The sequence below is a fragment of the Kangiella sp. M94 genome (assembly GCF_054926195.1).
Genome location: NZ_CM142903.1, coordinates 479,232 through 495,538, shown reverse-complemented (window position 1 = coordinate 495,538; position 16,307 = coordinate 479,232). Strand labels below are relative to the sequence as shown.

20 protein-coding genes are annotated in these 16,307 nt (G+C 44.1%); 2 read left to right on the top strand and 18 right to left on the bottom strand.

Annotated elements, in window-relative coordinates:
* Positions 1 to 82: 82 nt before the first annotated feature.
* The 10 genes from ACYTXU_RS02410 to ACYTXU_RS02365 all read right to left on the bottom strand — a co-directional run bounded on the left by ACYTXU_RS02410 (position 83) and on the right by ACYTXU_RS02365 (position 9,264).
* Entirely contained in the window at positions 83 to 1,774 is a 1,692-nt protein-coding gene (locus ACYTXU_RS02410; RefSeq protein ID WP_462208077.1) for a Na(+)/H(+) antiporter subunit D, read from the bottom strand.
* Positions 1,761 to 2,093 (bottom strand): hypothetical protein, encoded by a 333-nt coding sequence (locus ACYTXU_RS02405; RefSeq protein ID WP_462208076.1) that lies wholly within the window; start codon positions 2,091 to 2,093, stop codon positions 1,761 to 1,763. The genes ACYTXU_RS02410 and ACYTXU_RS02405 overlap by 14 nt, the downstream gene beginning before the upstream one ends.
* Positions 2,086 to 3,606 (bottom strand): proton-conducting transporter transmembrane domain-containing protein, encoded by a 1,521-nt coding sequence (locus tag ACYTXU_RS02400; protein ID WP_462208075.1) that lies wholly within the window; start codon positions 3,604 to 3,606, stop codon positions 2,086 to 2,088. The genes ACYTXU_RS02405 and ACYTXU_RS02400 overlap by 8 nt, the downstream gene beginning before the upstream one ends.
* The gene (locus ACYTXU_RS02395; RefSeq protein WP_462208073.1) at positions 3,603 to 5,081 is read right to left on the bottom strand and encodes a monovalent cation/H+ antiporter subunit D family protein; all 1,479 of its coding nucleotides are present in this window, start codon (positions 5,079 to 5,081) and stop codon (positions 3,603 to 3,605) included. The genes ACYTXU_RS02400 and ACYTXU_RS02395 overlap by 4 nt, the downstream gene beginning before the upstream one ends.
* Entirely contained in the window at positions 5,078 to 5,446 is a 369-nt protein-coding gene (locus tag ACYTXU_RS02390) for a cation:proton antiporter subunit C (RefSeq protein WP_462208072.1), read from the bottom strand. Before ACYTXU_RS02390 ends, ACYTXU_RS02395 begins: the two co-directional genes overlap by 4 nt.
* Entirely contained in the window at positions 5,443 to 6,375 is a 933-nt protein-coding gene (locus tag ACYTXU_RS02385; protein ID WP_462208071.1) for a Na(+)/H(+) antiporter subunit B, read from the bottom strand. The genes ACYTXU_RS02390 and ACYTXU_RS02385 overlap by 4 nt, the downstream gene beginning before the upstream one ends.
* Positions 6,376 to 6,452: 77 nt before the next feature.
* Positions 6,453 to 6,827, bottom strand: coding sequence for a monovalent cation/H(+) antiporter subunit G (gene mnhG / locus ACYTXU_RS02380; protein WP_462208070.1), 375 nt, complete (start codon positions 6,825 to 6,827; stop codon positions 6,453 to 6,455).
* Positions 6,824 to 7,099 (bottom strand): monovalent cation/H+ antiporter complex subunit F, encoded by a 276-nt coding sequence (locus tag ACYTXU_RS02375; RefSeq protein WP_462208068.1) that lies wholly within the window; start codon positions 7,097 to 7,099, stop codon positions 6,824 to 6,826. Before ACYTXU_RS02375 ends, mnhG begins: the two co-directional genes overlap by 4 nt.
* Positions 7,099 to 7,584, bottom strand: coding sequence for a Na+/H+ antiporter subunit E (locus ACYTXU_RS02370; protein ID WP_462208067.1), 486 nt, complete (start codon positions 7,582 to 7,584; stop codon positions 7,099 to 7,101). The genes ACYTXU_RS02375 and ACYTXU_RS02370 overlap by 1 nt, the downstream gene beginning before the upstream one ends.
* Before the next feature lie 285 nt (positions 7,585 to 7,869).
* Positions 7,870 to 9,264 carry a M28 family peptidase gene (locus ACYTXU_RS02365; RefSeq protein ID WP_462208065.1) on the bottom strand — a complete coding sequence of 465 codons (1,395 nt, stop codon included), beginning with the start codon at positions 9,262 to 9,264 and terminating at the stop codon, positions 7,870 to 7,872.
* 124 nt (positions 9,265 to 9,388) lie between these two features.
* Between ACYTXU_RS02365 and ACYTXU_RS02360 the strand changes: the two genes are divergently transcribed.
* Both ACYTXU_RS02360 and ACYTXU_RS02355 read left to right on the top strand, forming a co-directional pair.
* Complete coding sequence (locus ACYTXU_RS02360; protein ID WP_462208064.1) at positions 9,389 to 9,874, top strand: glutathione peroxidase; 486 nt, start codon at positions 9,389 to 9,391, stop codon at positions 9,872 to 9,874.
* Positions 9,867 to 10,697, top strand: coding sequence for an SDR family oxidoreductase (locus tag ACYTXU_RS02355; protein ID WP_462208063.1), 831 nt, complete (start codon positions 9,867 to 9,869; stop codon positions 10,695 to 10,697). Before ACYTXU_RS02360 ends, ACYTXU_RS02355 begins: the two co-directional genes overlap by 8 nt.
* Positions 10,698 to 10,762: 65 nt before the next feature.
* Here ACYTXU_RS02355 and ACYTXU_RS02350 read toward each other — a convergent pair whose 3' ends face one another.
* The 8 genes from ACYTXU_RS02350 to lepB form a co-directional block, all read right to left on the bottom strand.
* Positions 10,763 to 11,272 carry a porin family protein gene (locus ACYTXU_RS02350; RefSeq protein WP_462208061.1) on the bottom strand — a complete coding sequence of 170 codons (510 nt, stop codon included), beginning with the start codon at positions 11,270 to 11,272 and terminating at the stop codon, positions 10,763 to 10,765.
* 123 nt (positions 11,273 to 11,395) lie between these two features.
* Positions 11,396 to 11,779, bottom strand: a complete 384-nt coding sequence (gene acpS, locus ACYTXU_RS02345; RefSeq protein WP_462208060.1) for a holo-ACP synthase — start codon at positions 11,777 to 11,779, stop codon at positions 11,396 to 11,398.
* A 9-nt stretch (positions 11,780 to 11,788) separates the two neighbouring features.
* Entirely contained in the window at positions 11,789 to 12,538 is a 750-nt protein-coding gene (pdxJ, locus tag ACYTXU_RS02340) for a pyridoxine 5'-phosphate synthase (RefSeq protein WP_462208059.1), read from the bottom strand.
* A gap of 122 nt (positions 12,539 to 12,660) precedes the next feature.
* The gene (recO, locus tag ACYTXU_RS02335) at positions 12,661 to 13,380 is read right to left on the bottom strand and encodes a DNA repair protein RecO (protein ID WP_462208057.1); all 720 of its coding nucleotides are present in this window, start codon (positions 13,378 to 13,380) and stop codon (positions 12,661 to 12,663) included.
* Positions 13,380 to 14,279: a GTPase Era gene (gene era, locus ACYTXU_RS02330; protein ID WP_462208056.1), complete on the bottom strand. Its 900-nt coding sequence runs from the start codon at positions 14,277 to 14,279 to the stop codon at positions 13,380 to 13,382. The genes recO and era overlap by 1 nt, the downstream gene beginning before the upstream one ends.
* Before the next feature lie 2 nt (positions 14,280 to 14,281).
* The gene (gene rnc, locus ACYTXU_RS02325; RefSeq protein WP_462208055.1) at positions 14,282 to 14,971 is read right to left on the bottom strand and encodes a ribonuclease III; all 690 of its coding nucleotides are present in this window, start codon (positions 14,969 to 14,971) and stop codon (positions 14,282 to 14,284) included.
* A gap of 23 nt (positions 14,972 to 14,994) precedes the next feature.
* Positions 14,995 to 15,360: a DUF4845 domain-containing protein gene (locus tag ACYTXU_RS02320; RefSeq protein WP_462208053.1), complete on the bottom strand. Its 366-nt coding sequence runs from the start codon at positions 15,358 to 15,360 to the stop codon at positions 14,995 to 14,997.
* 74 nt (positions 15,361 to 15,434) lie between these two features.
* On the bottom strand, positions 15,435 to 16,307 hold the full coding sequence (gene lepB / locus ACYTXU_RS02315) for a signal peptidase I (protein ID WP_462208051.1): 873 nt from the start codon (positions 16,305 to 16,307) through the stop codon (positions 15,435 to 15,437).

The window sequence follows — 16,307 nt, the reverse complement described above, 5'->3', positions numbered from 1 at the left end:
AGTTTACGCTAGCAATTAGCATGAATTATAAAGAAGCCGGCGAGAGCCGGCTTTTTTCATGTCTGACATTAATGTTCAAAAACTACCAGAAGCTTAATATCAGGAAAGTCGCTAACAGTATAGTGACCCAGATGACCATGCTTCCTGAAAGCTGAGTTCTTGATAAGACACCATCCGGCGCATGACGCGACAACATACCAAGCGCTCCATTTAAGCGACTCATAAACCAGCCTCTGAAAGCATCATCCAGACGCCACATGCCGTTAAGTAATGGCTTCAAGGTTGCAGGGAACAAACGGCGATAGAGCCAATCTGCGTCCAAGTTCACCGATGGCAGCTCTGGCGGATACATGCCACGTAAATTCAACCAGATAAACGCCAATGCAGAGAAGAACAGTAGCTGCATTTGAGTGAGCACGTGTGTAGCATCATAAGGATTGTAGCCGGTTTCAAATGGCAACAATTGATACAGAGCGTTCGGATAGACACCAATTGCAATACATAACACCGCTGAAATGGTCATCGCCATCAGCATATTCTTCGGTGGTTCGGTGGTGCGAATCCCTGAGTCATGTGCGAAGAAAGCAAAGTATGGGATCTTGATACCGGCATGGTGGAATACACCGGCTGCCGAGAATAACAACAACAACCAGGCCCAGCCATAACCGTTTTCAATCGCCGCCGACATCACCATCGACTTACTGACAAAACCGCTAAACAGTGGGAAGGCAGAAATCGAAGCGGCGCCGACCATGCACAAAATAGCGGTTTTGGGCATACTTTTATAGAGACCACCGAGCCTTGAGCCGTCTATTTTTCCGGTCATGTGTAACACAGCACCCATCGACATGAAGAGCAGGCCTTTAAACAAAATATCGTTGAACGCATGCGATACAGCACCGTTTACCGCCAATGCAGTACCAATACCAATACCAACCACCATAAAGCCAATCTGGTTGATCATGCTGTAGGCCAGTACGCGACGAAGATCGTTCTCGATGACGGCAAAGAAAATCGGGAAACAGGCCATGGTGACGCCAATGTAGATCAACAATTCGGTGCCAGGATAGGCGCGCGCCAAGGCGTACACGGCAACCTTTGTGGTAAAGGCACTTAAAAAAACGGTACCGGTAGGTGTGGCTTCCGGATAGGCATCGGTTAACCAGTTGTGCAACATTGGGAAGGCGCACTTGATGCCAAAGGCAATAAATATCAGCCAGCCCGCAGTGCCTTCAAGGCCAATCAGACTAAAGCTGATGCTTTGTTTGTGATAAGCGTAGAAAATAATGCCCACCAATAGAATAACACCGGAGAGCACCTGAATGATCAGATAACGCATACCGGCCACATAGGAGCGTTCAGTGCCTCTGGCCCAGATCAAAAATACAGAGGTTATGGCCAACAGCTCCCAGAAAACAAATAACGTTAGCAAGTCACCGGCAAAAACCGCACCTATCGCACTGCCTGCGTACAACAGCCCGCTGATTTGTTGCAGCGTATCTTTAACGTGAATGGAGAATAAAATAGCCAGGAAAGCAGCAATATGGAAAATATAACCGAACAGCAGGCTGAGCTTATCGACACGATAGATTTCCAAAGAGAATCCCGCCAGATCAAAACCAACGCTGGTGCCAACCGGTACTGTTAATAAGTGAAGGCCACTTAAAACCGGCGTGATCAGCAATATCGCTTGACGCACACGCCCTTGAGTCAATAAAGCTATCAGCGCACCAATAAAGAACGGAGCGAAGGCTGGCATCTCAATCATCCACATGCTCGCCTCCTGCTTCTTTCTCTTGATTCTGGTTGCCAGTTTTATACTGTTTCAATTCTCGACGGTCATAATAATCTTCATCACGCATCAAAAAAGTTCGCATCCACTTGGCTACCAATACTAGGACTACACAGCCCACAAAACCATAGATCGCGTAAAAGCCAAATAATGATTCCCATGAATGATAAATATGGCGATGAATGACAAAGTCTAATAGAACCAAGACAATACAAATGGCGTACACCACATAGAGAAGGCGCTTAACATTTTTCGGGTTATCAAATAAATACTGTTTCTCAGTATTATCTTGCTTAGCCATTAATACCTCCGGACAAACCTGCTACAGAAGCGGCCAGCTCGTAAAACACATGAGGCCAGAAAAATAACACCATGGTCATTATTGCCGTCAATGATAAGGCAACCAATGATGGCCACGGAGCCTCTTTAATCTGAGCTCTTTCAATTCGTATAACTTTTGCATTCTCACGGAAATCTGCCGCTTGAGGGCCAGCCCCCGGGAAGAAAGCTCGCAATGGGATTGGTAACAGATAGGCGATATTCAGTAAAGAACTGACCATCAAAACACTCATCACAACCCACTGGTGAGTGTCTAAGGTTCCCATCAATAAATACCACTTACTCCAGACACCACCAGCTGGGGGCAAGCCAATAATGCTCAAGCTCCCGATGAAGAATGCAATCATGGTAATCGGCATGGCTTTACCAAGCCCTCTCATGTCACTGATCTCTGTTTTATGGGCCGCCACCATAATCGCGCCCGCACAGAAGAATAAAGTAATCTTCCCGAATGCATGGGCAACAATGTGCAAAGCGCCACCGAGAATACCGGCCTGCGATGCGAGCAAAGCACCAATCGTGATGTAGCCTAATTGACTCACCGTGGAGTAAGCCAATCGCTTCTTAAGATTATCCTGGCGCATGGCGACCAACGAAGCAAGCAGCACCGAAGCGGCCGCTAAATAAAGTAACCATTGAGTGACCGGAATATCGCGTAGCAAATCAATGCCAAAGATATAAACACAGACTTTTAAGACGGTGAAGACACCGGCTTTAACTACCGCAACCGCATGTAGCAAAGCACTGACTGGCGTTGGCGCCACCATTGCCGCCGGTAACCAACGGTGGAATGGCATAATGGCCGCTTTACCAATGCCAAAGATGAACAGCACCAGCAATACACTGGCTGCTACCTTAGAGGTACTATCGTCAAATACACCACCTTGAGTAAAGGTTAATGTACCAGCCTGCCACCAGGTGCCGACAATCGCCAGCAACAAGAAGCCGATAGAGGTCGCCAGTAGTATGGATAAATAAGTACGGCCGCCCTGCCTAGCCTTATTGGTACCCGCATGGGTCACCAGAGGATAAGTGGACAGAGTCAGGACTTCATAAAAGATAAATAAAGTGAACAGGTTGTCAGCGAAAGCCAAGCCCATAACGGCTGAAATAGCCACAGCAAAACACGCATAAAAGCGGGTTTGGTTCACTTCATTATGACCACGCATATAACCGATTGCGTAAATCGAAGTAACCACCCATAAGGAGCCAGCCACCAGGCTAAATAAAACCCCTAATGGTTCAGCTCGAAACGAAATATTTAAACCTGGCAGCAACTCAATCCACTGAACATAAGCTGCCTGCCCTGCATCAAAGTTCTGATAAAAAATAATGACAGCTATCAGCAATAAGCCGCCAGCGATCAAGGTCACTGCTTCACGCAAGTTAGGCCACTTGCCGAAAATAATAATGCCCGGAATTGCCAATAACGGCAAAATGATGATCAACTGCATTAGAACACTTTGCTCAATCATTTTGCCCCCTCAAACAAGATTGCAGAAATCTGCTCGGACAGGCCAACGGTAAAGCCAGTGTCGATGCCGAAATAAATATTGGCTAATACCAGAATCCAGGTTGGAATCAAAATCATCAAAGGTGCTTCTTTGTAAGGTGCAGTGTCTTGCATGGCTTTACGGAAATAAGCAACCTCAACAATTCGCCATACGTAAATCACTGCCAGCAATGAACCGATTAAGACTAATACAGCAATCGGCCACCAGTTCGACTCTAATAAAGCTAAAACCAAGTACCACTTGCTTACAAAGCCAACCGTTAACGGCACACCAATTAAACTCAAACCACCAACTACAATGGCAGCCATGGTCCACGGCATTTGCTTACCGAGACCCGAGAATGCTCGAAGATGGACACTTCCCACCCGATAAACCAATCCCGCCAAAGCGAGGAATATGGCGCCTTTCATCAAAGCATGATTAAACAGATGCAGCAGAGTGGCGGTTAAACCTGTTTTTGAGCCAACGCCTAATCCTAAAATCATGTAACCAATTTGAGCCACACTTGAATAGGCGAAAAGTCGCTTCACATTATCTTGGTAAATTGCCACGATTGATGCGGCAAAGACTCCCATCAAACCAAGAGCAACTAAAATTTCCTGTAATGGCAAGTGCGAGAAGGAGAACTCAAAGCCATAGACGCTAAAAATAAATCTTAGCAAGACATAGATAGCCACTTTGGTTGCCGTAGCAGCCAGAAAAACTGTAGCAATTGATGGTGCATAAGCATAAGCGTTAGGCAACCATAAATGGAGTGGGAATAGTGCCAGCTTTAAGCAAACGCCAACCACGAAAAACGCAAAAGCGGTGAATACGGTTTTAGTCTGCTGCACTTCTGGCAGACGCTCTGCCAAATCGTACATATTCAAGGTGCCGGTCATCATGTACATCAAACCGATACCGATCAGAATAAATGTCGCGCCGATAGTACCCATGATCAGATATTGATAGGACGCCCATAATGCTCGGCGGTCTCGCCCCATGGCAATCATGGTATAAGAAGCAAGCGATGATATTTCTAAAAAGACGAAAACGTTAAAAGCATCACCGGTGGCCAAGATGCCCAACAAACCGGTTAAGCACAAAAGATAAGCCACATAAAAGTAGGTTTCTTTTCGTTCACTTAAGTCTTTACCTAGACTGGGACCAGCAGCCAATAACACAATTGAGCTGATTGAAGTCACCAGGATCAACAAATAAGCATTTAGCAAATCGATACGATATTCAATGCCAATAGGCGCATCCCAACCGCCCAACGAATAGCTTAAAGTACCGTGAGTCTGCACCTGTTGTAGCAACAAGATACTGATCACAAGTGCTAAAACACTGGCAATAAAAGTGAACCAACGAACGAGTTGTGCCTCTCGCAAAATCAAACAAATAGGGGCTGCAAGTAAAGGAACAATCACTTGCAGTATCGGTAAATGTTCTATCACTCCTGAGAACCCTCTTGCAGCAAGTCTTTTTCTTGAATGATATCTTCTTCAACTGAGCCGTAAGCTTCTTTAATTCTAACCACCAATGATAAGCCCAATGCTGTGGTTGCTATCCCTACCACAATCGCTGTCAGAATTAACACGTGCGGCAATGGGTTTGAATAAACCTTATAAGCTTCATTTAAGATTGGTGCAGTACCACCAGCCACCTTACTCATACTGATATAAAGAATAAAAACCGAAGTCTGGAAAACGGTCAGTCCTATTAATTTTTTTATTAGGTTGCCATGGGCAATGACAATATAAAAACCGCTCATCATCAAAATGATGACAATCCAGTAATTGTATTGTTCTAGAAAATTCATGCGCTCTCTCCGCTGGTTTTACCAACTCGACGGGCAAAAGTTAAAAAGATCAACATCATGGCAGTCGCTACTGTGATGCCAACCCCAAGCTCAATGATAATAATTCCCACATGCTGACCTGTGACCGGATTCTCCGCTAAGGTATTGTATTCTAGGAAACGTCCACCATTTAGCATGGCAACCACACCCGTGCTGCCATAAATTAGCACACCAAGCGCTGCCAACACCTTAACAACAGGCATTGAAACTACTTTGCGCGTTGTTTCAACCCCAAAAAGCATGGCATGTAAAATGATGGCCGCTGCAAAAATCACACCAGCCTGAAAGCCTCCACCTGGGCCATATTCACCGTGAAATTGAACGTACAGTGCAAACAACATAATGGGCGGAATCAGAATTTTACCAACGATGCGCAAAATTTTATGTTGATACATAGGAGCTGGCGTACCACTCTCAGTTTCGGCTTTGCTCGAAAACTCAAGCATTGCTAAGACACCAATCACAGCCGTAAACACCACCACCACTTCACCAAAGGTATCAAATCCACGATAGCTGGCTAACACTGAAGTGACCACATTGGGGATATCAATATCCTGAGCCGACTGTTGTAGATAGTAAGGAGCAACATGTGTTTGCACCGGTGCATTCGGATCACCAAAAGCAGGCATATCAAAAGTGCCGTAAACCAACATGACGCCTGTAATCAAAACAACGAATAAAGCAATCCGCGGGTGATGAAGCTGCCTATTTTCAAAGCGTCCCGCCATAGATAGAACAGTCACCATCAAGATGGTTGAAATACCAGCACCGACAGCAGCTTCGGTAAAAGCAACATCTACTGCATCCATCAACACGAAAAAACTTGCAGACAACAAGCTGTATACGCCCATCAACATGACGGAAGCAAACAAGTCTTTTGTAAACGCCAAAGACAATGCAGTTAACGTTAACAGTGCCAGAAGGATGACATTAATGGTAATTTCGATGACTCTGCTCCTTTAACTTCTCAAGATTGACCGTCGGTTTCTGAGCGTGCTTTCCCAAACTTGTCGGAAATAGCACTGTTATCAGATGATTTACCCAGCAAAGGTCGCAAGCCACCATGTAAAGCAGCTTTTGCTAGAGCATGGCTTGATGTGGGACTGGTCAATAAGATAAATAATAAAATCAGTAGAAGCTTAACCAGCACCGTAACTTCCCAGCCGGCTTGTAGCATTAAGCCGATCAGTATTAAGGCGCTGCCTAAGGTATCAGTTACGCCTGCCGCATGCATACGGCTGAAAAAATCAGGAAATCGGTGAATGCCAATACCACCGGAGAAGCACATAAAACCGCCAGTAATTAACAGCGCCCAACTGACGCCATCAAGAAACATGCTCATTGCGCATCCTCCTTAGAGTCTGTCACCTGCTTATATTCGAAAAAGCGTAACACTCCAATCACTGCAATAAAGTTGATCAGCGCATACACCAGAGCCACGTCAAGAAACTCAGGGCGCCCCATTAAAAAGCCTAATACAGCAATAAATAAAACGGTTTTTGTACCGAACATATTCACCGCTAAAATACGGTCATAGATCGTAGGCCCAACAAATGCACGCACTATCGCGAGCATCATGGCAGCCATGATTGCAATTGCAGCAGCAAGAAACATTAATCCTCCAGTCGCTTAACTCTTCGATTCATCTCTCCACCCTGAAGGTATTCGATTGAATCATAAGTCAGTGCATAAACTGTCATTACGCTGTCTTCAATGTCCAACGTTACCGTTCCCGGCGTTAAAGTGACTGAGTTACCATAGATGGTTTTGCCCATATCGGTTTTTTGACTCATTTGCAGTTGCATAACCACAGGGCTAATAGACTTGGGGCCAAGCCAGATTCGCTTAATCACAAGAATGTTTGATTGAACAATTTCTTTAAGCAACCACAACCAGTAGCCAAAAATTCGACTATTCAGGTTTAAGGGTTGCGACTCTTCATCAACAATATTCAGACGATGAGCAACAAACACAACAAACAATACTGACACCGCTCCCAATGACAACAGGAGGCCATTATAGAAACCCGAGTTGCCGATCCAGATCAACGCCAGAACAACAATAAGACTTAAGGTGTATCGAAAACTGTTTTTGGTCATTAATTACTCACACTAAAGTGTTCAAAGCAAACCAATCTCTCACCGATGAAAGCATCGGCTCAAGTCGAGAAATCCCATCGATTGTAGCAACCCCCCAAAACCCGCGCAAGCAAAGCTCATGCGTGCTATTAGCTAAAATTATCGTTCGTTTAACTACATAAATAAGTAGTAAGAAAGGCGTGTTTTTTTACACTTTTTAACAAATTGGATGAAAAACAAACAGTGCACACCCAAAAAAAGACGCGCTCTTAGGCGCGCCTTTTAATGCCAATAAAATCCTAATGCTTACTCAAGACCGAAACCAAAGTCACCTTCCATCTGCGCAGTTAGATAAGCAAACACCACATAAGCTGCTGTATTTTGATCCAGCGACTCCTTGTCTACTTTGTCAAAAGTATCATCTGGAGTGTGATGGTAGTCAAAATAGTCGGTGCCATCTTGGCGTAATGAAAATACTGAAATGCCATAGCCACGCAAAGGAATCAGATCTGGGCCACCGCCAGCGCGGTTGTTACCATAAGTGATGCCTAGTGGCTCCATGACCTTAACCATCTTTTCCACCACTGGAATCGCTTCCTGCTTAACACGAGAATCAAGGCGCCATATTTTGCCTGCACCAAAATCGGACTCAGCAGCCGTAATAATTCTATTCAACTCGTCTTTGTGCGCTTCCGCATAAAACTTACCACCAACCAGACCTTGCTCCTCATTGGCGAACATAATGACTCGAATCGACCGCTTAGGGCGTTCAGGTAGACGTGCAATCAACTCTGCTGCAGCTACTGTAATACCGATACCTGCGCCATCATCCAAGGCACCAGTACCCAAATCCCATGAGTCCAGATGTGCCCCCAAAATGACATATTCATCAGGCTTTTCTGAACCACGAATTTCACCAATCACATTGTGCGAAGTATAATCAGGGCCGTCTTGCGCATCGATATCAAGCTTGACAGTTATCGGCTTACCACGACGAACCATATTCTCAAGCAGATCAGCATCCGGTGCAGACAATGCCACCGCAGGAATTCGCTTTACACCCTCTTCATAGCGCATCATGCCGGTATGCGCCATACGGTGACTGTCGGTGCCTATGGAACGAATCATAATCGCAACAGCGCCCTTTTTGGCAGCTTCTACGGCTCCGCGACCACGCGCCGATACTGCAGGACCATAACCTGAACCATCACGGGCACGCTTCATGCGATTCTTGATGAAAACAATTTTGCCCTCTGCGACTCCCTCTGGCGCGTTAACCAAATCTTCTAACGTATCAAACTCAACAATTTCTGCACTCAAGCCACCTTCTGGCGTACCCATGCTGAAGCCTAGTGCGGTAATCACCAAAGGCTGCGGATAGGGAGCGATAACTTCGGCTTTTTCAGTACCACGCTTCCAGGTTGGGAAAGTCACTGGTTCAGTCCATACCTTGTCAAAACCAAGTTCTTCTAACTTAGCAACGCCCCATTTGACTGCCGCAGCATCACCCGGAGTGCCAGCCATACGTGGACCAACTTCAGTGGTTAATGATTCAACCACGTTATAGCCAATAGAGCTTTTCAGAGCCTCATCGCGCAATTCAGCCGCTATTTTTAAATGCTTATCATCAATAGAAGGCACTTGTGCGAATGCAGAAGCGCCAACTAACAAGCAAGCCGACAAACCAATTAATGCTTTCATCTTGTTACCTATGCGTCTTGTTAACTGTTTCGATTGACAGAGCAGACCAGTCGTAGCTAGAGTGTTTAATTGGGTCTAATGAGCTTTATGGTTCAACCAACCTTAAGCCAATCGAGGACAAAAGATGAATACCATATACGAATACTCAGCTATTTTGAACAATGGCCAGGAAGTTTCACTGGAGCAATACAAAGGAAAAGTGTTACTGATTGTAAATACCGCCAGCGCCTGTGGCTTCACCCCTCAATATGAAGGGCTGCAAAAACTGTATGAACAGTACAAGAACCAAGGTTTGGAAATCTTAGCCTTCCCCTGTAACCAGTTTAAAAGTCAGGAAAAAGGTACAGATGAAGAGATTAAGCAGTTTTGCGATTTAAACTTTAATATCAGCTTTCCGCTGTTCAAAAAAATTGATGTGAATGGTGACGATGCTCATCCGCTCTATCAATACTTAAAAAATGAAGCACCCGGCCTACTTGGTAGCAAAGCGGTCAAATGGAACTTTACTAAATTTTTAGTCGGTAAAGACGGCCAGGTGATCACTCGATTTGCCACCGCAACCAAACCTGAAGCTTTAGAAGAACCTATTAAGGAAGCGCTTAATGCCTAGCTTAAAAGATAAAGTCATTATCATCACCGGAGCCAGTCGTGGCATCGGTCGTGCCATGGCGATTCGCTTCGCTCAAGAAGGGGCAACCATCGTTATTGCCGCCAAATCGGACCAACCTCATCCCAAGCTACCCGGCACCATTCATACCGTGGCTAAGGAAGTCGAAGAAGCTGGTGGCAAAGCCATTCCAGTGCAATTAGATGTCAGAAAAGAATTAGCCATTAAAAAGCTGTGCGATCAAATTGGTGAACAATTTGGCCGAATAGATGCGGTAGTCAATAACGCTGGTGCTATCAGCTTAACGACTGTTGAAGATACATCTCCCAAGCGTTATGACCTGATGCAACAGGTTAACTCGCGCGCAGTATATTGCTTCGCCCACTATGCTTTGCCCTATTTGAAAAAATCCGAAAACCCGCACATTTTGAGCCTGTCTCCACCCGTCAATTTAGACGTAAAATGGCTCAAAGACTACAGCCCATATAGCTTGTCAAAATACGGTATGAGTATTCTCAGTCGCGGTATAGCAGAAGAGTTTAAACCTTACGGCATTGCAGTAAATACGCTCTGGCCAGAGACTTATATTGCAACAGCGGCCATCGAGTTTGCGGTAGGAAACAAAGAGACTCTTAACTATGCAAGAAAGCCCGAAATAATGGCTGATGCAGCGCAAATTGTCCTCACACATCCGAGCAAAAATTACACGGGCTTATGGTTGATTGATGAGCAGGTTTTGAAAGCCGCCAAAGTCAGTGACTTTAGCCAGTATGCTTACAATCCAGACTTTGAAGACCAGATTCAAAAAGATTTGTTTTTAGACTAACAACCATAGTATTCAGAAATAAAAAAGCGAGCACAAGGCTCGCTTTATTTTTTTGCTGACATCGATTAGAAATTGAACTTAAGGCCCAACCCAATACCGTCAATTTCGCCACCATCTTTATCAAGGTAACGCATATATTCAACACTAAGATCCATGTCGTTAGTCAAAGCAAAGTCAGCGCCAAAACCATAAGAGAAATCAGACTCTGAATCACTACCGCCGCCTGACACTCCAACTTTCACATTAGAATAACCAGCGATTGCATAAGGATAGAAAGCATCAGTAACAGGAATACCTGCTCTTAAGTAAGCACCGTAATAATTCTCAACTTCGATATCCGAGCCGAAAACATTATCATCAGTAATACCTAAACCAAGTCTAAATTCACCCGAGAAGTTCTCGTTGAAATATGTACCGATTTTACCATCTAGCGTCATCACATCAGCGTCAAAGAAACCGCCATCAAGATTGTGCTGAGTTGCACCAAATCCAAAGTAACTACCTTCTTTAGCTGATACGGCTGTTGCCATGGTCATTGATGCAATAATTGCACCGGCTATCATTGTTTTTTTCATCACAAATTTCCTTCTGTTGTTTTTAAGAAAAAAGGTTCTTTTACCCGCGCTAGTTAAGCACGCTAAAACTGAACACAGTCTGAATTGTATGGCTAGTTTTTAAACAAAATCAATGAGGTGATGTTAAGGATGTGACTCTGCTATCGCAAAAGCTATGGCGTGTTGCTTTTCATCGGAAATGGATAGATGAATTTTTGTAATCTTATTCTGTTCTGACCAAGCTTGTGCTTTGCCCTCTAAAATAACCTGAGGCTTACCAACTTCATCATTAGTGATGACCAGCTGCACAAAGTCTATACCATTTCGCATGCCAGTACCAAGCGCCTTGCTGACCGCTTCTTTAGCTGCAAACCGCTTGGCCAGATAGTTAATTTTATTTTTGGTTTTTTTGTAAATTGCTTTTTCTTCAGAGGAAAGGATACGTTCGGCAAATTTATCACCATGACGCTCAACTGACCGTGCTATGCGCTCAATATCGACAATGTCAGTTCCCACTCCAAATATCATTAGCTTTCCTTATGAGTTAAAGGGCCACTGCCGTGCTTCGACCATCAGCTTCTTCATATCTGAAACAGCCTTATCTAAACCGCTAAAGAGTGCCCTACCAATGATTGCATGCCCAATATTTAACTCAACAATCTCAGGAATTGCAGCAATTGGCTGAACATTATGATATTGAAGTCCGTGTCCAGCATTGACCTGTAGTCCCTCTGATACAGCATGTTCAACACCATGTTTGACTTTGACTAGCTCTATCTCTTGCTGTTCAGTACTTTTCGCATCGGCATAGGCACCTGTATGAATTTCAATTAATGGTGCTCCAGTTCTAGCTGCTGCATTAATTTGCTCTTCATCGGCATCAATAAACAAAGATACCTGAATGCCTGCTTTAGCCATGCGATAACAAGCCTCCTTGATTTTGCTCTCCTGTCCTTTTACATCCAGGCCGCCTTCTGTGGTCAGCTCTTCCCGCTTTTCAGGAACCAGGCACACATAATGCGGCTTAATTCGCTCGGCAATAGATAACATTTCTTCAGTTACCGCCATTTCAAGATTCATTCTTGTTTGAATGGTGCGTGCCAACACTTCAACATCTCTATCAGTAATATGACGGCGGTCTTCGCGCAGATGAACAGTAATGCCATCTGCACCATGCTGTTCAGATACAAATGCAGCCTGAACCGGATCAGGATAGTCTGTGCCACGTGCGTTGCGTACTGTGGCAATATGATCGATATTTACACCAAGAAGAATGGGTTTTTTCATAATTGTGCCATTGGTTAAATGCTGTTGAATTGCTCTATCGTGTAATTACAATTGTAGTAAAGGACTGCCCTAACAACAATCAATTAAAGGTTATGTGGCTAACACCAGCAATGCTAAGAGACCTAAGATTGCATAGCAAGGGTCTGCTGTAAGAGTTTGCGGCTATTAAGCTCTTTTCCATTTAACAGCTGGTCAATGTTCAAACGACAGACTTTCCGCGCTAATGCTGGAGCACCGTTTACATCCCATTGGTGATCAGCCACTGCTAATATAATACTTCCTTGAGCTAACCAGGTTTCGCTAGGAGCCTGTAACTGAGGAATAAAGCCCTGCTCTGCTATAAAGCCATAGGTCATGTTTTCTTCAATCGCATCGCCATAAATATCATGCTGCCAGTCAATAGCGTAGCCAAGAACGTCCAGCAACTCCAGTTCAAACTCACGTAGAATCAGGTTAGGTTTATCACCCAGTTGTAAATGCTGCAGGCTGGTTTTATAAAGATGGAAAATATCTGGATGAGGATCCCATTGAATAAACAGACGTAATAAAAGCTCATTAAGGTACAAAGCCGAAAGACTGGCGATGCCATTTAAACGATGAGAAAATCCATCTGCTTCAATTTGTTTTAAGGTTTTAAGCTCACTTCGCCCCAACCAGCTAACTTTAATTGGCTGAAAAGGTTGTAACAAAGCACGGTTAGAACTCTTTCGATTTCCACGAACGCCTTTTGCTAAGAGATTAACGCGACCATGATCTTCCGTGAACAACTCAACAATCAGGCTGGTTTCCTTAAACGGTCTGGAATGTAAAACAAACGCTGCAGTGAGTTCTGAATCTGCCATTAATTATCATCATAGCCCAAAGAACGTAATGCTCGCTCGTCATCGGCCCAACCGTCTTTGACCTTAACCCAAAGCTGTAGGAATACCTTGGCACCAAATAACTCTTCCATCTCAATTCGAGCATCCTGACCGATCTGCTTCAAACGCTGCCCCTGTTTACCTATAATAATCGCCTTCTGCCCCGATCTTTCAACCAGAATTAAACCATTGATATGTAAGATTCCTTTTTCATCGGTTTTGAATTGCTCTATTTCAACAGTCGATGAATAGGGAATTTCTTCGCCCAAGGAACGCATCAATTTCTCACGGATTAACTCAGCAGCCATAAAGCGTTGACTACGGTCAGTAACGTAATCCTCTGGGAAGAATAAATCACCTTTCGGTAACCATTCTTTAATCTTGTTGACAAGTTCCTCCAGATTATCTCCTCTTAAAGCCGAGCCGGGAAATACTGCATCAAAATCATAGCGCTCGGTTATTTTAGCAAGGTGTGGTAATAACTGATTTTTATCCTGAATTTTATCAACCTTGTTGACGAACAGAATGGTTTTACAATTAGTCTGCTGAAGCTTGTCTAACACCAACTCATCATCTTCAGTCCACTGAGTACCATCAACCACAAAAATAACCACGTCCACATCAACCATTGAGCTTGAAGCAGCGCGGTTCATATAGCGATTAATTGAACGCGCTTCATTTTTATGGATACCGGGGGTATCTACAAATAATATTTGCGCGTCATCATCAGTATGGATTCCTAAAATTCGATGCCGTGTCGTCTGTGGTTTGCGCGAAGTAATGCTTACCTTTTGGCCCAGAATATGGTTCATCAAAGTTGATTTACCTACATTCGGACGCCCTAAAACAGCGACATAACCACAACGAAAATTTTCATGCATAACTATTTACCATCTAATATGATTGCTAACGCTTTTTCAGCTGCCTGCTGTTCAGCATTGCGTCGGCTCGAACCGGAGCCATGAGTTTTCACTTCTTTCTCTGCTAACACACACGCCACATCAAAAGTTTGCTTATGTGGCTCACCTGTTACCTTAAGTAACTCATAGTCCGGCAGAGGAAGCTTCCGTGACTGAAGCCACTCTTGTAACTGTGTCTTGGGATCTTTTTGTACCGACTTCAGATCAATACGCTCGAAGCGCTCTTTATAGAGACTCAAGATAACATGCTTAGCTACATCAAAGCCCGAATCTTGATAGATTGCCCCCATTATTGCCTCTAAAGCATCTGCTAAAATTGACGCTCGTCGAAAGCCACCACTTTTCAGCTCACCTTCACCTAAGTATAAACACTCGCCTAGCTCTAATTCTTTAGCTATCTCGGCTAAAGTTTTACCTTTAACCAGGCTGGCTCTTAAGCGGGTTAATTGACCTTCATCAGCTTTTTTCAGGTGAGAAAATAGGTATTCGGCAATCACCATTCCGAGAATGGAGTCACCCAAAAATTCCAGTCGTTCGTTGTGCTTATTGGCGCCACTGCGATGAGTTAACGCCAGCTTTAGGAGAGAGGGGTCTTTAAATTGGTAGCCAAGACGATGACAGAATCGTTCTATTAACAACTTTTTTTGACTCATCTTAGCACTAGAAACCTTACGGATTATTTAAGTTGTACTTCATTTTCAAATTCAAGTAATGCGCTGATATTACCGAACAAAGGAATACGTCGTTCATATTTAACGTAAAGCGCACGGCCACCGGTAACATCTTTGACCTGCGCATCCGAAGCCTTAATCGATTTCACTTCATTGATATTTAAGCGCCCTTCGAGTAAACGTCTGATTTCACCCGTAGAGCTATTAGATACATTCTGCTCTGCTACTGAAGACATTGAGCTTTTGATGCTGAAAAACTCCAAATAAGCTGGCGTCAATTTGATCAGCATAAACATAAAAAACAGGACAATAGCCAATACAATGACCCAACCAGCGCCTGTCATACCATCTTGATATTTTCTGTTCAGCATTTACCCATTCTCCTTTGTCCTTCTTGCCATTATCTTATTATTTGGCAAGATACGCGTTAAATCGCTGATTTAACTTACTCAATAGAACCTACTCTACCAAAAGATACGCCTTTTGGTAACTTTTTGCCAAATATTACTGGCTCATCTGTGAACTCTAAAAACAACCACTTATAAGCTGCACGGCCAATTAAAGCCTCTTCGTCAACAAACTCCCAGAAACGTGAGTCCATACTTGAATCCCGGTTATCGCCCATCACAAAATATTTGTTCTCAGGTACTACCGTTGACCATGATTGCTCGAGACTCTGTCGTGCACGTGCTCGTGGGTCAAGGTAGAGAACTTGGTAACTATTGTTGCCAAGGCTTTCGTCATATAAATCAAAAACATCCGCCTGCGGTACCAACTCTGGCACTTCGTCAGACACGAACTCAGGGCGAACCACCATGGGCTCACAGGACTCTTCGCCTCCGCACTTTGGTGTAATGGTTAAAACGCCCCGATTCCACTCTAATCGGTCACCCGGTTCGCCAATAATACGTTTGATGTAGGCAGTTTGAGGTTCATGCGGAGGATGAAACACAGCCACCTCACCACGCTTAGGTGAGCCTGTGGGAATAATGGTAGTGTTAAAACCAGGCATGCGAATACCATAAGAGAATTTATTAACCAGAATAAAATCACCATCGTAAAGGCCGGGATTCATACTGCCTGATGGAATGCGGTAAGGTTCAAACAAAAAGGAGCGCAGTAAAAAAACCACTAAAATGATTGGGAAGAAAGACCGACTGATATCAATATACATCGGCATTTTTTCGTTACCTTTCTCATCATACTCAATGCCTTTCTCTACACGCTCTTTGCGCCACTTTAGCTTATCAATCAAAGTAACAACACCTGTAATCAGGGTTGCTAATAGCAGGTAAAATCCGAAATCGTAATAAATCAT

Excerpts from the sequence above, each read along its gene's own strand:
- ACYTXU_RS02375 (WP_462208068.1), bottom strand. The coding sequence starts at position 7,099 with ATGTTTCTTGCTGCTGCAATTGCAATCATGGCTGCCATGATGCTCGCG.
- lepB (WP_462208051.1), bottom strand. The coding sequence starts at position 16,307 with ATGATTTATTACGATTTCGGATTTTACCTGCTATTAGCAACCCTGATT.
- rnc (WP_462208055.1), bottom strand. The coding sequence starts at position 14,971 with ATGAGTCAAAAAAAGTTGTTAATAGAACGATTCTGTCATCGTCTTGGC.
- ACYTXU_RS02360 (WP_462208064.1), top strand. The coding sequence starts at position 9,389 with ATGAATACCATATACGAATACTCAGCTATTTTGAACAATGGCCAGGAA.
- ACYTXU_RS02355 (WP_462208063.1), top strand. The coding sequence starts at position 9,867 with ATGCCTAGCTTAAAAGATAAAGTCATTATCATCACCGGAGCCAGTCGT.
- ACYTXU_RS02400 (WP_462208075.1), bottom strand. The coding sequence starts at position 3,606 with ATGATTGAGCAAAGTGTTCTAATGCAGTTGATCATCATTTTGCCGTTA.
- ACYTXU_RS02390 (WP_462208072.1), bottom strand. The coding sequence starts at position 5,446 with ATGAATTTTCTAGAACAATACAATTACTGGATTGTCATCATTTTGATG.
- ACYTXU_RS02350 (WP_462208061.1), bottom strand. The coding sequence starts at position 11,272 with ATGAAAAAAACAATGATAGCCGGTGCAATTATTGCATCAATGACCATG.
- ACYTXU_RS02370 (WP_462208067.1), bottom strand. The coding sequence starts at position 7,584 with ATGACCAAAAACAGTTTTCGATACACCTTAAGTCTTATTGTTGTTCTG.
- mnhG (WP_462208070.1), bottom strand. The coding sequence starts at position 6,827 with ATGAGCATGTTTCTTGATGGCGTCAGTTGGGCGCTGTTAATTACTGGC.
- ACYTXU_RS02410 (WP_462208077.1), bottom strand. The coding sequence starts at position 1,774 with ATGTGGATGATTGAGATGCCAGCCTTCGCTCCGTTCTTTATTGGTGCG.
- ACYTXU_RS02405 (WP_462208076.1), bottom strand. The coding sequence starts at position 2,093 with ATGGCTAAGCAAGATAATACTGAGAAACAGTATTTATTTGATAACCCG.
- ACYTXU_RS02365 (WP_462208065.1), bottom strand. The coding sequence starts at position 9,264 with ATGAAAGCATTAATTGGTTTGTCGGCTTGCTTGTTAGTTGGCGCTTCT.
- era (WP_462208056.1), bottom strand. The coding sequence starts at position 14,279 with ATGCATGAAAATTTTCGTTGTGGTTATGTCGCTGTTTTAGGGCGTCCG.
- recO (WP_462208057.1), bottom strand. The coding sequence starts at position 13,380 with ATGGCAGATTCAGAACTCACTGCAGCGTTTGTTTTACATTCCAGACCG.
- ACYTXU_RS02320 (WP_462208053.1), bottom strand. The coding sequence starts at position 15,360 with ATGCTGAACAGAAAATATCAAGATGGTATGACAGGCGCTGGTTGGGTC.
- pdxJ (WP_462208059.1), bottom strand. The coding sequence starts at position 12,538 with ATGAAAAAACCCATTCTTCTTGGTGTAAATATCGATCATATTGCCACA.
- acpS (WP_462208060.1), bottom strand. The coding sequence starts at position 11,779 with ATGATATTTGGAGTGGGAACTGACATTGTCGATATTGAGCGCATAGCA.